This is a genomic window from Stenotrophomonas thermophila, assembly GCF_001499715.1.
GTDB lineage: Bacteria > Pseudomonadota > Gammaproteobacteria > Xanthomonadales > Xanthomonadaceae > Stenotrophomonas > Stenotrophomonas hibiscicola.
The window spans coordinates 1-15,113 of sequence record NZ_CVIW01000026.1; the positions used below are offsets into that span (position 1 = coordinate 1).

The window sequence follows — 15,113 nt, forward strand, 5'->3', positions numbered from 1 at the left end:
GACTCTACAAAAGCATTTTCCGATTGTTTGCACGTCATCCACGCGTGGCGTGGACCTACTGGCAGATCGCGGGAAAGTGTCGAAGGCCGGGTGGGGGCGGTTGCGGGGGTGTCTGCGGCATGGATGCCGCGGCCAAGCCTCCAGGGACGGATTTACGGCGTCCCCCGCAACCCGACCCACCCCGCCCTCCCACGGAATGCACGCCTTGGCTTCCGACGTTGACGTTGCCTCGGCGGGTGCAGGGCGCAGCCCTGCCGGTCACCCCAGTTCGATCCGCCGCCCTTGCTGGGCACTGTCCATGCCCGCCTGCAGCAACCGCATCAACTGCAGTGCCTGCACCGGGCTGACCGTAGCTTCGCCGTCGCCGTGCATCGCCGCGGCGAACTGCGCATACAGCCGCCGGTAGTCGCCAGGCAGGTTGTCCACCGTCGTGCGCTGCACGTTGTCTTCGGCATCGCAGCGCACCAGCTCACCATGCCGCGGATCGATACCCCAGCCTGGCGCACCGGGTGCCACACCGCGGCGCAGCTGCGCCTCCTGCACGTCCAGGCCGTGCTTGATCCAGCTGGCCTTGCTGCCATGCACGCTGAAGTGCGGGGTCTGCGCCGCGACCAATGAACCGGAATGGAGGATCGCGCGATGCCGCGGGTAGTGCAGCACGGCGTGGAAGTAATCGATGCCGCTGCCGCCTTGGCGCAGCACGGCAAGATCCGCATCGATCGCCTCGGGCCAGCCGAACAGCACCAGCATCTGGTCCAGCAGATGCGGACCCAGGTCGTACCACAGGCCACTACCGGGCCCGTCCTGCTCGCGCCAGCGATCGCGCACCTGCGGCCGGTAACGGTCGAAATGCGCATGGCACTCGGCCACGTCGCCCAGTGCGCCTTCGGCCAGCAGCGCCTGCAGGGTGAGGAAATCCGCATCGAAGCGCCGGTTCTGGAACACGGTGGCGATGCGGCCGGCGCTGCGTGCCGCAGCCAGTACCGCTTCGGCTTCAGCGACATCCAGCGCAAACGGCTTGTCGACCAGCACGTGCTTGCCGGCGGCCAGCGCCGCGATTGCAAGCGGCGCGTGCTGCGCGTTCGGTGTGGCAATCACCACCGCGTCCACGGCCGGATCGTCGAACACGTCCTGCGGCATCGCACGCACGTGCACGTCGCTGAACGCGCGCAGCAATGTGTCGCGCTGCGAACTGACGATGCTGTGCAGCGCCAGCCCGGGTGTGTGCTGGATCAGCGGCGCATGGAAGACGCGGCCGGCGAGGCCGTAGCCGATCAGGGCCAGTTGCAGGTCGGGTCGCATGGCAGAGCTCCGGCTGTGGGAAGGGGAGGGTATACGACGGGTGGTGGCAGGCCAAACTGAACCGTTGCCCCAGGAAACAGTCCGATTCACGGCGGCATGACCGCAGCGCCACGCCTGCTCTACGGCGGCTTGTCCAGACTGGCAGCACATCCCGAAGGAGTACGACACGATGAGCAATACCTCCCGCACACTGATTGCTTCTGCCTTGACGCTGGGCCTGGCGCTGTCCTCCTCGGCTGCATTTGCCAAGGATCCCGCTGCCAAGAGCCCGCCGACCAGCAGCCATCCGGCCACGCATGCTGATCGCCATGACTCCAATGAGCCTGTGACCGATACCTGGATCACCACCAAGGTGAAGGCCGACCTGCTGGCCAGCAGCAACGTTCCGGGCACGGAGATCAAGGTGGAAACCGTGAACGGCGTTGTCAGCCTGAGCGGCGCGGTGGCCTCCCAGGCCGAGAAGGACAAGGCGGTTGCCACTGCCAAGGGCATCAAGGGCGTGACCCGCGTCGATGCCGCTGCACTGAAGGTCAGCACTGCTGCCAAGCGCTGACCTGGCGGAGTGGGCGCCCCGGTATGGGGCGCCCACTCCCGCGTGAAGCCGAGCCGTGTTCGGCTGCCGTCGAGTTCCAGCCGACCGTGGGCTCGGCCGTATAGCGCCGAAGTACCAGCCGTTCAGCCAGCGGCGCTGGAAACTCCAGAGTTTTGACCCGCCTGCGCTATATTGCCGGTTCCGCCGCACTGGGGCCGGGTACGGCCCATGCTTTGCGGCCGTGTTGATGAGGAACTATGGCGCTGGTTTTCAGTGATGACATCTGGGACCGCTGGCGGATGCCCGCCTTGGCGCTGGCCGCCGCAGCGATCATCGTGGTGCCGTGGTTGACACTGCGCCACCTGCAGCAGGACAGCGAAGATGCGATGGCCTGGGTCAATCATACCCAGGCTGTCGGCGTGGCCTTGCAGCAGCTGCAGGCCGATGTACGCGATGTCGAATCGGCCGCGCTGACCCTGTCCAAGGGCGTGGACGCGCCTGGCCTGCGCGAGCGCATGGCCAAAGCCAATGAACTTCCCGGTCGCCTGGCTGAACTGGGCCGGATGACCCGCGACAATCCTGAGCAGCTGATCCGCATCGGCCGCATCGAGTCGATGCTGGAAGGGCGCATGGCGCTTGCCCGCGAACTGGCAAAGTCAGAGCCCAACAGTGACCAGCGCGAGCTGGTGCAGGACCTGAGCACGCGTTATCCGATCCGCGGGCTGGTGGAGGAACTGCAGGCCAGCGAGCAGAAGCTGCTGGCACAGCGCGCCGAGCAGGCCGCCCGCCAGCGCAAGCAGACCGAGTTGGTGTCGTGGAGTTCGCTGGTGGTCCAGCTGGCGTTGCTCGGCCTGGTGCTGTGGCTGCTGCAGCGGCAGATCGGCCGCCGCCTGCACGCCGAGCGGCAGTCATTGCGTTCGGCCGCGCGTGCAGCGTCGGTGCTGCAGACGGTGCGCGAGCCGATCGTGCTGCTCGACCGCGATCTGCGCGTGCAGCTGCACAATCCTGCTTTCGCCGAGCTGTATGGTCTGCAGGATGAGCGCGCCGAGGGCCTGTTGCTGGATAACGTCGGCAACGGTGCGTGGCAAGACCCGGTGATGCGCCAGCGACTGTCCGATGTGCTGCTGCGCGGCCGGGAACTCTGGGACTTCGAGCATGAACAGCGCACCGCCGATGGCTTGGTGCGCTACATGCTGCTCAACGCGCGGCGCATGCCGCTGCCGGACACCGATGACGAAGTGGTGTTGCTCACGGTCAGCGACGTCACCGTGCAGCGTGCGGTGCAGCTGCGTGTGGAGGAACTGAACCGCCAGCTGGAAGGCAAGGTTGCACAGGTGTCCGAGGTCAACAGGGAACTGGAAGCCTTCAGTTACTCGGTCTCGCACGATCTGCGGGCGCCGCTGCGCCATGTGGCTGGATTCTCCGACAAGCTGTCGCGCCATCTCGGCGATGCGGCCGATGACAAGAGCCGCCATTACCTGGAAGTGATCTCCAGTTCGGCGCGGCGCATGGCCGCGCTGATCGACGACCTGCTGGTCTATTCGCGGCTGGGCCGTGCGGCAATGCGGCACCAGGCGGTGGACATGCAGTCGCTGGTGGCCGATACCCGCGCCATGCTCGATTCCAATCTGCAGGCCGAGGCTGAGGCCAGCGGCCACGTGCACCAGGTGGAGTGGAACATCGCGCCGCTGCCGATCGTGGTGGGTGACGAGAACATGATCCGCCAGGTCTGGCTGAACCTGCTTGGCAACGCGGTGAAGTACTCGGGCAACCGCGAACCGGCGAAGATCCGCGTGGATTACCAGCCCCAGCCCGACGGCGGCCATCAGTTCACGGTCAGCGACAATGGTGCAGGCTTTGACATGGCCTATGCCGGAAAGCTGTTCGGTGTGTTCCAGCGCCTGCACAAGGCCAGCGACTACCCCGGAACCGGTATCGGCCTGGCCAGCGTCCGTCGCGTGCTCCCCCGCCATGGCGGCCGTATCTGGGCCGAGGCCGAACCGGACGTCGGCGCCACCTTCCACTTCTACCTGCCCCCCGCGACCGACGCGGACAAACAAGGTCCCTCTGCATGACGACTCTGCGCACCATTCTTCTCGCCGAAGACAGCCCGGCCGATGCCGAAATGGCGATCGACGCCCTGGAAGAGGCGCGTCTGGCCAATCCCATCGTGCACGTCGAGGATGGCGTGGAAGTGATGGACTACCTGCTGCGCCGCGGCGCCTTCGCCAACCGCGAGGAAGGCCTGCCGGCGGTGCTGCTGCTGGACATCAAGATGCCGCGCATGGACGGCCTGGAAGTGCTGCGGCAGATCCGCGAGCACGAAGAACTCAAGCGCCTGCCGGTGGTGATCCTGTCGTCCTCGCGCGAGGAAAGTGATTTGGCCCGCAGCTGGGACATGGGGGTCAATGCCTACGTGGTCAAGCCGGTGGACGTGGACCAGTTCTTCGGTGCGGTGCAGACCCTGGGCAAGTTCTGGGCGTTGATCAACCAGGCACCGGAACTCGAGTGAGCCCATGCCCCTGACCGGTCCTGCCCTGGGGGCGCTGCGCATCCTGCTGGTGGAGGACTCACCGGAAGATGCCGAGCTGATGTCCGAACAGATGCTCGATGCGGGCCTGGACGCTCGTTTCGAGCGCGTCGAGAGCGAGGCGGAGCTGCGCCAGGCACTGGCCGCGTTCCAGCCGGACATCGTGCTGTCCGACCTGAGCATGCCGGGGTTTTCCGGTGATGATGCGCTGCGCATCGTGCGCGAGACGGCGCCGGAAGTCCCTTTCATCTTCGTCTCCGGCACCATGGGTGAGGAGAACGCGGTGGCGGCGCTGCAGAAAGGCGCCAACGATTACATCATCAAGCACCAGCCGGCGCGCCTGCCGTCGGCGGTGGCGCGTGCGATCCGCGATGCCCGCAGCGCCGTAGAGCGCGCACGGGTGGAGACCGAACTGATGCGCGCGCAGCGCCTGGAAAGCCTGTCGCTGCTCGCCGCCGGCCTCAGCCATGACCTGCGCAACATCCTGCAGCCGCTGCTGATCATGCCGGACCTGTTGAAGGCGCGTACCGACGATCCGCAGTTGCACCACCTGGCCGACGTCATCGCCGAGTGTGGCCGCCGCGGCCACGAGATGGCCGAATCGATGCTGTCGTTCGTGCGCGGTTCGCGCAAGCCGAGCGAGCGTATCGAGATCAAGGGCCTGTTCGATGCGGTGGCCCTGCTGTTGCGCAGCAACGTGCCCGATGCCGTGCGCCTGGAACTGCAGGTGCAGGACGAAGGCCTGGTAGTGGATGCCAACTACACCGAACTGCAGCAGGTCATGCTGAACCTGGCACTCAATGCGATCCAGGCGATGCCCAACGGCGGCCGACTGAGCCTGCCCGCCAGCCATGCCGGCCAGCGCGATGGCGTGGACTGGATGCGTATCTGCGTTGCCGATGAAGGCATTGGCATGGATGCGGACACGCTGTCGCACCTGTTCAATCCATTCTTCACCACCAAGGCAGATGGCACTGGCCTGGGCCTGATCTCCTGCAAGCGCATTGTTGAGGGCGCTGGTGGCAGCATCCATGTCAGCAGCCAGCCGGGACAGGGCACCTGCTTCGAACTGCGCCTGCCGATGCACGAGATCATCGACGGCAGCGAGCCGATCGAACAGCTGGTGGCCTTGGGTAGCGGCCAGTCGATCCTGGTGGTCGATGGGGAAGCCACGCGCCTGTCGCTGCTCGGCAACGCGCTGTCCAGCCAGGGCTACCAGCTGCAGTTGGCCTCCGATGGCCCGGCGGCGCTGCGCTGGATGCAGCAGGAGGCAATGCCGGCGCTGGTGATTGCCGATGCCGGCTCCAAGCTGCTGCCGGCCAGCCAGCTGCTGGGCGAGATGGCTGCGCTCGGTTACCGCGGCCCGGCGCTGGTGCTGGAAGACCCTGCGGTGCCGGTCTCCGCCGACGCCTTCCCGGCCGGAGTGGAGGTGCATGTACTGCACAAGCCGCTGCAGATGCAGCAGGTATTCCGCGCCGTGGCAGAAGCGCTGGGCTGATGCCCCGGTAGCGCCGGCCGCTGGCCGGCATCCCTGTGTGCTGGTATCAACGCGGTCGCCGGCCAGCGGCCGGCACTACCGTTCGTCGGTTTCCCAGGGGAACCGCGGCAGGGCGTCCACCGCCTGTTCCAGGCGCCGTGACCAGTTCTGGTGGATATCGGCATACAGCGCTGAATCCGCGCCCAGCCGCAGTTGCCGACCGATACGCAGTTCACCGTCGCGCAGCAGCGCCAGGTCGATCGGCAGGCCCACCGACAGGTTGGACCGGATGGTGGAGTCCAGCGAGACGATGGCCGTGCGCGCGGCGTCCTCCAGCCGCGTGGCCGGGCTGAGGATGCGATCCAGGATCGGCTTGCCGTACTTGGATTCACCGATCTGCAGGTAGGGCGTCTCCGGCGAGGCGGCAATGGCGTTGCCGAGCGGGTAGATCATGTACAGCCCGGGCCGCTCGCCGGCGATCTGGCCGCCGAAGATCAGCGTGGCCTGGGTGTTGACCCCGTCATGGCCGTGTTCGCTATGGCTGCTGTGCACCTGGCTGTCCACCAGCAGCTGACCCACATACGCGGCGGCTTCGAACAGGTGGGTCATGTCGCGCAGGTTGGGCACGCGCCGCTCTGCGGCGTCGCGGCCCAGGCGCGACACCAGCAGCTGGGTGGTGGCCAGGTTGCCAGCCGCCATCAGCACGTAGGCTGCCTGGCCGGGATATTCGAACACGTGCAGCTTGCGATGCACGCGCACATCGTCCAGCGAGGCATTGGTCCGGGTGTCGGCAGCGAAGACCAGGCCCTCGTCCACCTCGATTCCAACGCAATAGGTCATGTCGGTGCCCTATCATGTGCGTCCCGGATTGTAGGCAGGCCGCCGTGACGACGGCATGTCCACGCCCCCATCGCTGCCACCTGAACCGCATGACCACCGTGCTCCTGAGCCTGGGCAGCAACGTCCAGCCCCGCCGCTACCTCCACGCCGCGGTGACGGCCCTGCGCGAGCGCTTCGGCGCGCTGCAGGTCTCGCCGGCCTACCGTACTGCCGCGGTCGGCTTCGATGGCCCGGCCTTCCTCAACAATGCGGTGGCGATCGAGACCGATCTGCCGCTGCAGGAACTGGACGACTGGCTGCATGCGCTGGAAGACGCGCACGGCCGCGATCGCAGCGGGCCGCGCTTCTCCGACCGGACCCTGGACATCGACGTGGTGTTCTACGGCGACCTGGTGGTGGAAGGCCCCGGCCACCTGCGCATTCCGCGCCCGGAACTGAAGCATGCCTTCGTGCTGAAGCCGCTGGCGGACATCGCGCCGGGCTTCATCGACCCGGTCAGCGGGCAGGACCTGGCCACGCTGTGGCGGGCGCACGCGCAGTTTGGCGAGGCGTTCGAGGTGGTGGACCTGGAATGATCGGTTGTTGTTGCCGCTGCGCTCGCCGGGCATGGCCCGGCGCTACCGGTGGTGCCGGCCGCTGGCCGGCAACATTTCAGCTGACGGTGCGCCCACCATCCACGCGCAGGGTGTGGCCGGTGACGAAGCTGGCTTCGGCCACCAGCCAGTACACCGCTTCGGCGATCTCCTCGACCGTGCCGATCCGCGCCAGCGGCGTGCGCGCCAGCAGCGCCTCGCGCGCGAAATCGTCCTTGCCCTGTTCCGGCCACAGGATCGCACCCGGCGCCACCGCGTTGACCCGCACCTTCGGCGCCAGCTCCAGTGCCAGTGCGCGGGTGGCCATCTCCAGCGCGGCCTTGGCCATGGTGTAGGCGATGTGGTCGCGCATCGGATGGGTGCCGTGCAGGTCGGTCAAATTGACGATGCAGCCCTGCTGGCGGCGCAGGTAGGGCGCCGCCGCTTGTGACAGCAGCAGCGGCGCACGTGCATTGACTGCATACAGTGCGTCCATCGCCTCGGCGGTGACCTGGCCGAGCGGGGTGGGGAAGAAATTGGAGGCGTTGTTGACCAGCGCGTCCAGGCGGCCGAAGTGGGTAACGGCCTGTTCCACCAGGTCGGGCAGGGCGTCGGCGTCACGCAGGTCGGCCTGCAGGGCCAGCACGCTGCCCGGCCGCACATTGTCGAAATCGAACGCGGCCTGCTGCAGTTCGGCGCTGGAGGTGTTGGCATGCAGTACCACCGACCAGCCACAGGCGTGGAACTGGCGGGCGATGGCCGCGCCGATCCGGCGCGCGCTGCCGGTGATCAGGACCACGGGGTGGGTATCGCTCATCGAGGGTCCTCCAAGGCTCAGCTATCCTGTGCACATTGTCACCGCATTCGAACACGCCATGCAGCCCACCTTCCCCCTGCCCGAAGCCGATGCCCTGGCCCACAGCGACCAGCTGGCGGCCGCCCTGCGTGCTGAAATCCTCGCGCAGGGCGGGGCCATGCCCTTCTCGCGCTTCATGGAGCTGTGCCTGTACACCCCCGGCTGGGGCTATTACAGCGCCGGCGCCAGCAAGTTCGGTGGCAGCGGTGACTTCACCACCGCGCCCGAGCTCGGCAGCCTGTTTGCCGGCAGCGTAGCCAATGCGCTGGCACCGGTGTTCGCCCAGCTCGGCGCGCAGGCGCGGATGCTGGAGCTGGGCGGCGGCACCGGCGCCTTCGCCGAGGCCGTGCTGCTGCGCCTGGCCGAGCTGGACGCGCTGCCGTCGCGCTACGCCATCCTCGAACCCAGTGCCGACCTGCGCGAGCGCCAGCAGCAGCGCCTGCAGCAGAACCTGCCGGCCGAGCTGGCCGCGCGCGTGGACTGGGTCGACCGCCCGTTCGACGAGGACTGGGAAGGCGTGGTGTTCGCCAACGAGGTGATCGACGCGCTGCCGACCCCGCGCTTCCTGATCCGCGATGGCGAGGTCTACGAGGAAACCGTCGAGCTGGACGCCGAAGGCAATTTCATCCGTGGCGCGCAGCCGGCCGACATCCTGCTCAACGGTGCGGTGCGCCATATCGAGCGCTACCTGGAAAAGCCTTTCGCCGAGGGCTACCGTTCCGAAGTGTTGCCGCAGCTGCCGTACTGGCTGCAGGCGGTGGCTGGTGGCATGCAGCGTGGTGCGATGCTGTTCGTCGACTACGGCTACAGTCGCAGCGAGTTCTACCAGCACGACCGCGATGAGGGCACCGTGCGCGCGTTCTACCGCCACCACGTGCACAACGACGTGCACCGCTGGCCGGGCCTGCAGGACATCACCGCGTCGGTGGATTTCACCGCGATGGCCGAGGCCGGCATGCACGGCGGTTTCGAGCTGGCCGGCTACTGCAGCCAGGCCAGCTTCCTGCTCGGCAACGGCCTGGACCAGGTGCTGCTGCTGGCCGAGGAGCGCACCGATGAAGTCGGCCGCATCCAGCTGCGCGACCAGGTGAAGAAGCTGACCCTGCCGACCGAGATGGGCGAGCGCTTCCAGGCCATCGGCCTGCAGCGTGGCGTCGACTTCGAACCGGCCTTCGAGCTGGGTGACCTGAGCTGGCGCCTGTGAGCACGGCGTTGCCGGTGATCAAGCCGCTGCGTCGGCCACGGTTGTGGACCGTACTGTGGGCGACTGCGGTGCTGCTGGTGATCGTGGTCTGCCTGATCCCACCGCCGCCGATTCCGTTGCCGGAAAACAGCGACAAGGGCGAGCACTTCCTCGCCTATTTCATCCTGGCCGGCAGCGCGGTGCAGCTGTTCCGGCGCGGACGTCCGCTGCTGTGGGTCGGTGTGGGTCTGGTGCTGATGGGCATCGGGATCGAGTTCGCACAGGGCGCGCTGACCAGCAACCGCACCGCCGACCCGATGGATGCCATCGCCAACACGATCGGTGTGCTCGCCGGCATGGCCACCGCACTGACCCCGCTGCGCGACCTGCTGCTGCGCTGGCGCGGGTAAGGTTCCTGTAGAGCCGAGCCCATGCTCGGCTTCCTCCCAAAGGCAGCCCAGCATGGGCTCGGCTCCACAGTAGATCCACGCCATGCGTGGATGGAATCAGTAGATCCACGCCATGCGTGGATCCGGCCGCAAAGCGCCAACCAAGGTTGGCACCTACCTGAGCGTGACCTCATCCAGCACCCACATCGCCGGGCGCGTGTCGCCGGTGAAGTTGATGCACAGGTCACCGGTGCCCTGGATTCCCTTCGGCAGCGTTGCACGCAGGGTCACGAAGCCATCGGCATCCGGCTTGGCCGGCAACGGCACTTCCGCCAGCACCTTGCCGCTGCAGTCGCCACGACGCACCAGCATCTCCCCATGCGCGCGCTTGGCCTTCTCGAAGCGACGCTTGGGTTCGTCGTGGGCAAGCTGGAAGTAGTACGGGATGCGACCTGCACGCACTTCCACGCTGCCGATGCCGTCCAGCTGCGCCTGCGGCCAGCGCCAGCACGGCTGGAAGATGTCCACGTTGAACACCGCACGGGGGCCCTCGCGTGGGCCATCGTCTTCCAGGCGCAGCACCAGCCCCTTCTTGCCCACGCAGCTGAGCAGTTCATCGCTGCGGCGGCTGAGCAGCGACTGCGCGGTGAACGCGGCGACGGTCGGCTTCGCGGCCAGCATCTGGCCCTGGTAGAACGCGGCGGCCTGCACGGTGGTCGGCAGCGTTCCCGTCAGCGGCTGCTGGTACAGCGGCGACTGCGCGCTCACCGGCTGGCCATCGATGCTGTAGCGCACTTCATAGCCCAGCGGATTGGCCAGCGACACGGTCACCGTGTTCTTCGCGCGATCATCGGTGTAGTCCACGCTGACTTCGAACGGGGTCTGCGCATAGGCCAGGCCCCAGGCACGGTAGCGCTGCAGTTGTGCCGGCAGGCGTGCGAGGAAATCGCGGAAGTCACGGTGTTCCGGCGTGCTCCAGCCGGTCTCGGCCACGGCGGCCAGGCGCGGGAACAGGTTGTGCTGCAGGCGTGCGTAGCTGCGCGTGTGTTCGGTGAACATGTTGGCCTGCAGGCCGAGGATGTGCCCGCTCTTGTCGGCGGCCAGTTCGGCCGGCACCGGCTCGAAATTGTAGAGCTTGCCGAGATTGACCTGGGTCGGACGGCCCGGCGGTTCGTTCGGTGAGGCCGTCTGCAGGTAGTCCAGGTACAGGTAGCCGACCGGCGACATGATCACGTCATGCCCGGCACTGGCCGCAGCGATGCCACCTTCGGTGCCCTGCCACGACATCACCGTGGCCTGTGGCGGCAGACCACCTTCGAGGATCTCATCCCAGCCGATCAGGCGCCGGTCGTGTTCCTCCAGGAACGTCTCCAGGCGCTTGATGATGTGGCTCTGCATGGCCATCTCATCCTTGATGCCCAGTGCACGCATGCGCTGCTGCACCTGCCTGGAAGCTTGCCACTGGTCCTTCACCGCCTCGTCGCCACCCACGTGCACGTACTTGGCCGGGAACAGTTCGATCACTTCCTCCAGGACGTTCTCAAGGAAGGTGACGGTGCTGTCTTCCACGTTGAACAGGTTCGGGAACACGCCCCATTCGCTGATCGGCTTCAGCGGGGTATTGATCGAACCCAGTTCCGGGTACGCGGCAATCGCTGCGGTCGCGTGCCCCGGCACATCGATTTCCGGAATCACCTGGATATGCAGCTTCGCGGCATAGGCGATCACTTCGCGGATCTGGTCCTGCGTGTAGAAGCCGCAATACGGATGCTCCTTGCCAGTGACCGGATCGATGCCACCGTCGCCGGCCGGCAGGCGGCAGCTGCCCACTTCGGTCAGCTTCGGATAGCGCTTGATCTCCATGCGCCAACCCTGGTCATCGGTCAGGTGCCAATGGAAGGTGTTGAGCTTGTGCGCGGCCATCGCATCGAGCACGCGCTTGATCTCGTCCAGGCTCTGGAAATGCCGTGCCGAGTCGAGCATGAAACCGCGCCAGCTGAAGCGCGGCGCGTCCTGGATCTGCACTGCGGGAAGCACGCCGTTGCTTCCGCCCGTGGCCAGCTGGGCAAGCGTGGTTGCGCCGTAGAACAGGCCGGTTTCGTTGCCGGCCTGGATCACCACGCCCTGCGCGGTGCTTTCCAGCGTGTAGCTCTCGCCGCTGTCACGGAAGGTGGGCACGATCTGGAAGCGGATGCCGCCCGGGGGGGCTGCCGTCTTGCCCTTGGCCGGCGTAAGGCGCGGACCGCCACTGCGCGCCAGCAGGTCGGCGAACTGGGTGGCGACGCGCTGCGCGGCTTCGCCTTCGGCGTGCAGCGCGGTATCGGCGCGTACGGTGATGCCGCTGCCCTGGCCGCGCTGCACGGTGGCTGGCGCGGGAATCAGCATCAGGCTGCCGGTGCGCAGCTGCGGGCCGGGTGCTTCGGTGGCCGGCGTGGGATCGGCGGCCAGCGCCGGCAGTGCCGGCAGCAGGGCAATCAGGCTGCCCAGCAGCAGCGCGCTGCGCATCCGGGCGCGGGAAGGCTTGACCATCGGAACGACTCCTTGGAACGGTGCGATGAACGCTATACATGAAAAACGCCGGGCCCGGAATGACCAGGCCCGGCGTGCGTGCACGACTCGGCGATGTTGCCGCCGCTGGATCAGTACTTGAAGCGGAAGTTGAGGTAGTACTGGCGACCGTTCTCATAGAACGCGCTCGGGATCGAGGCGCTCTGGTAGTACTTCAGGGTCGGGTTGTTGAGGTTCAGTGCATCGAAGCTCACGCTCATCCAGTCGGTCGCCTTGTAGCTGAGCGACAGCGACAGTGTGCCGAAATCATCCTGGTAGTACGGGCTCGCGCCCTTCAGACCGATCAGGAACGAGGAACGGTAGGTGTAGCTGACGCGCGCACCGAAGGTATCATTCTCGAAGTAGGCACCCACGTTGTAGGTGTTCTTCGAGGTACCCAGCAGGTTGTTGCTGCCGTCTTCCCAGGTGTGGGAGGTGCTGCCGTCGGCGTAGGTGTAGTTGGCGTTCAGGCCGAAGTTCTCACCCAGCGGCTGTTCGTAGGCGAACTCCATGCCGTAGACCTTGCCGTCGGCGTTGACCGGCACGGCGACCTGGTAGGCCTCCAGCTGGTTGCTCAGCTCGCTGTACAGCATCTGGGTCTGGGTGCCGAAGGCCACGTAGTCCTTCAGGTTCATCGAGTACGCGCCCAGCGACACCAGGCCGCGCGGCATGAAGTACCACTCCAGGTTGGCATCGAAGTTGGTCGACAGCACCGGCTTCAGCTTCGGGTTGCCGCCACCGCCGACCTTGGTCAGGTCCGAACCCCAGGACGATGCGCCCAGTGCCGAGAAGTCCGGCAGGGTCTGGGTCTGCGACGCGGCGAAGCGGAACACCAGGTCATCGGCCAGATCGAACTTCAGGTTCGCGCTGGGCAGGATGCGGTCGTGCTTGTTTTCGAACGACAGCGCCTTCCATTTGCCGAACAGGCTGCTGACGTCGGCGTTGGCGATATCGCTGACCGCCTGGTAGGTGTCGATGTCCTGCTTGATGTTGACGTAGCGCAGGCCGACGTTGCCGCTCCAACGGTCGCCGCTGAAGTTGGCCTGCACATAGCCGGCGAAGTTCTTCTCGGCAACCTTCCACTCGGCGCCATAGTTGTGGCGACCGGTCGGGCCGTCATTGCCGGCCAGCCAGGTGGAGTTGTTGAGCACTGCGTCCTTCAGCGCACCGGGGGTGTAGTACCAGATGTTGCGCGGGAAATTGCCGCCGATGCCGCCGGCGAAGCCACCCGGGAAGCTGCCGGTGGGGGCGCCCTTCAGTGCGTCCCAGATCGCGCCCGGCGTTGCGCCTTCCGGCGACAGCGCCTCGCGCTTGTGGTCGGCATAGCGCACACCGAAGTCGAGCGAGTTCAGCACGCCGCCATCGTTGAAGTACTGATTGAAGTCCGCCGTGAACCACTTTTCCTTGTCTTCGGCAGTGACTTCCTGGTTGCCCCAGGTGCCGAAGCTGGTCACGCCGTTCGGGCTGATGTCGCCGCCGACGTTCCAGTCCACCGGCGAACCGTTGCCGTGGGTGGTCCAGTTGGCGCCGCCGCCGTCAGCCACTGTCACTTCCGCGATGAACTGGCGCGGCGTGGTGCCGGTGCCCTTGGTGCTGCCGGCCTGGAACTTGGCGTTGAGGCTGTCATTGATCTGCCAGTCGGCATCGAGGGTGATGTAGTTGCTCTTGGCGGTGGCCTCGCGGTAGATCATGTCGTACACCGCGTACGGCGTACCGGCGACGCCTGCGAAGTTGGCGTTGGTCAGCACGCCATCCTTGACCACATAGCCTGGCAGCGGGGCCTGGCCCGGGCGGGTGATCACGCCGGCGTCGTCCTTGTCGTCGCCCATGATCTTGCTACCCCACAACATGAAGTTGCGGTTGTAGTTGTTGGCTTCCATCTTGGAACTGAAGCCTTCCAGGCCCAGCGTCAGATTGTCGGCCGGCTTGAACTGCAGTGAGATCAGGCCACCCTTGCGCTCGCGGGTCTGCTCGAACAAGGTCGAGCCGAGCAGGGCGGGCGCATAGACACCGGCCAGGTCCGGGTTGGACTTGGCTACGGTGCCGTTCGGGTCGATCTTGAAGAAGCCCGACGGGATTTCCTGCGCTTCACGACGCAGTTCACGCTTCTGGCTGAACCCCTGCACCATCACGCCGAAGGTGCCGTCGTCGTTCTTGTAGTTGAACAGGCCCGACAGCTGCGGGTCGGTCGACTTGGCCTGGTCCGAGCGCACCGCGCCGATCGAGGCTTCAGCGGTGATCTGCTTGGAAAATTCCAGCGGCTTGCGGGTGAGGATGTTGACGGTGCCGGTGGTGCCGCCGTCCTGCAGCTTGGCCTGCGAGGACTTGTTCACCTCCACCGAGCGCACCAGTTCCGACGGCAGCAGGGTGTAGCTGACGCTGCGGCCGACATTGCTACCTTGGCTGAGCACGAACCAGTCGGCCGAGCCGACGCTGTGGCCGTTGATCAGGGTCTGGGTCAGGCTCGGACTGGTGCCGCGCAGGCTGACACGGTCGGCTTCGTCGAAACCGCCTTCATCGGCGCTGGACGAGCTGATGTTCACGCCAGGCAGGCGCTGCAGGGTATCGGCCACGTTATGCGCGGGCAGCTTGCCCACGTCTTCGGCAGTGACCACTTCCACGCGCGCATTGGCTTCGCGCTTGGTGTCCAGCGACTTTTCCATCGAGCCGCGGATGCCGGTAACGGTCACGGTGTCCAGATCGGTGGCGGTCGGGGCCGCCTGCTGCGCGTGCACACTGAAGGCGATGCAGCTGACGATGGCGGCCGAAAGCAGGGTCTTGCGGGTGTTCATGATGTCTCTCCTCATCATTCGATTGGGTGCCGGCGGCGGTGTTCGGTTACGGTTGCCTTGACATGCGCGGGGCGGCGGCGAAGTCCCGCGTTG

12 protein-coding genes are annotated in these 15,113 nt (G+C 66.4%); 7 read left to right on the forward strand and 5 right to left on the reverse strand.

Annotated features, from left to right (window positions below):
* Positions 1-258: 258 nt before the first annotated feature.
* A complete protein-coding gene (locus BN1263_RS12725) occupies positions 259-1,302 on the reverse strand; it encodes an oxidoreductase (protein ID WP_058981583.1) in 1,044 nt (347 codons plus the stop codon).
* Positions 1,303-1,471: 169 nt separating this feature from the next.
* On the opposite strand from BN1263_RS12725, the gene BN1263_RS12730 reads away from it, so the two are divergent.
* The 4 genes from BN1263_RS12730 to BN1263_RS12745 all read left to right on the forward strand — a co-directional run bounded on the left by BN1263_RS12730 (position 1,472) and on the right by BN1263_RS12745 (position 5,862).
* Complete coding sequence (locus BN1263_RS12730) at positions 1,472-1,855, forward strand: BON domain-containing protein (protein WP_019660668.1); 384 nt, start codon at positions 1,472-1,474, stop codon at positions 1,853-1,855.
* A 236-nt stretch (positions 1,856-2,091) separates the two neighbouring features.
* On the forward strand, positions 2,092-3,909 hold the full coding sequence (locus BN1263_RS12735) for a sensor histidine kinase (RefSeq protein ID WP_058981586.1): 1,818 nt from the start codon (positions 2,092-2,094) through the stop codon (positions 3,907-3,909).
* Complete coding sequence (locus BN1263_RS12740) at positions 3,906-4,346, forward strand: response regulator (protein WP_005411057.1); 441 nt, start codon at positions 3,906-3,908, stop codon at positions 4,344-4,346. Before BN1263_RS12735 ends, BN1263_RS12740 begins: the two co-directional genes overlap by 4 nt.
* 4 nt (positions 4,347-4,350) lie before the next feature.
* A complete protein-coding gene (locus BN1263_RS12745) occupies positions 4,351-5,862 on the forward strand; it encodes an ATP-binding protein (protein WP_058981587.1) in 1,512 nt (503 codons plus the stop codon).
* 75 nt (positions 5,863-5,937) lie between these two features.
* On the opposite strand, the gene BN1263_RS12750 is transcribed toward BN1263_RS12745, so the two are convergent.
* Entirely contained in the window at positions 5,938-6,681 is a 744-nt protein-coding gene (locus tag BN1263_RS12750) for a proteasome-type protease (RefSeq protein ID WP_058981588.1), read from the reverse strand.
* Positions 6,682-6,770: 89 nt separating this feature from the next.
* Here BN1263_RS12750 and folK point away from each other — a divergent pair, with 89 nt between their 5' ends.
* Positions 6,771-7,256 (forward strand): 2-amino-4-hydroxy-6-hydroxymethyldihydropteridine diphosphokinase, encoded by a 486-nt coding sequence (gene folK / locus BN1263_RS12755; protein ID WP_012481279.1) that lies wholly within the window; start codon positions 6,771-6,773, stop codon positions 7,254-7,256.
* 76 nt (positions 7,257-7,332) lie between these two features.
* Here the strand turns inward: folK and BN1263_RS12760 are convergent, their stop codons facing one another.
* Positions 7,333-8,070, reverse strand: a complete 738-nt coding sequence (locus BN1263_RS12760) for a pteridine reductase (RefSeq protein ID WP_058981589.1) — start codon at positions 8,068-8,070, stop codon at positions 7,333-7,335.
* Between the two features lie 58 nt (positions 8,071-8,128).
* On the opposite strand from BN1263_RS12760, the gene BN1263_RS12765 reads away from it, so the two are divergent.
* Both BN1263_RS12765 and BN1263_RS12770 read left to right on the forward strand, forming a co-directional pair.
* Entirely contained in the window at positions 8,129-9,313 is a 1,185-nt protein-coding gene (locus BN1263_RS12765; RefSeq protein ID WP_058981625.1) for a class I SAM-dependent methyltransferase, read from the forward strand.
* Positions 9,310-9,702 (forward strand): VanZ family protein, encoded by a 393-nt coding sequence (locus BN1263_RS12770; protein ID WP_058981590.1) that lies wholly within the window; start codon positions 9,310-9,312, stop codon positions 9,700-9,702. The genes BN1263_RS12765 and BN1263_RS12770 overlap by 4 nt, the downstream gene beginning before the upstream one ends.
* Positions 9,703-9,855: 153 nt before the next feature.
* Here the strand turns inward: BN1263_RS12770 and nagX are convergent, their stop codons facing one another.
* Both nagX and BN1263_RS12780 read right to left on the reverse strand, forming a co-directional pair.
* A complete protein-coding gene (gene nagX / locus BN1263_RS12775; protein WP_058981592.1) occupies positions 9,856-12,210 on the reverse strand; it encodes a beta-N-acetylglucosaminidase NagX in 2,355 nt (784 codons plus the stop codon).
* Between the two features lie 110 nt (positions 12,211-12,320).
* On the reverse strand, positions 12,321-15,020 hold the full coding sequence (locus BN1263_RS12780) for a TonB-dependent receptor (protein ID WP_058981595.1): 2,700 nt from the start codon (positions 15,018-15,020) through the stop codon (positions 12,321-12,323).
* Positions 15,021-15,113 lie beyond the last annotated feature (93 nt).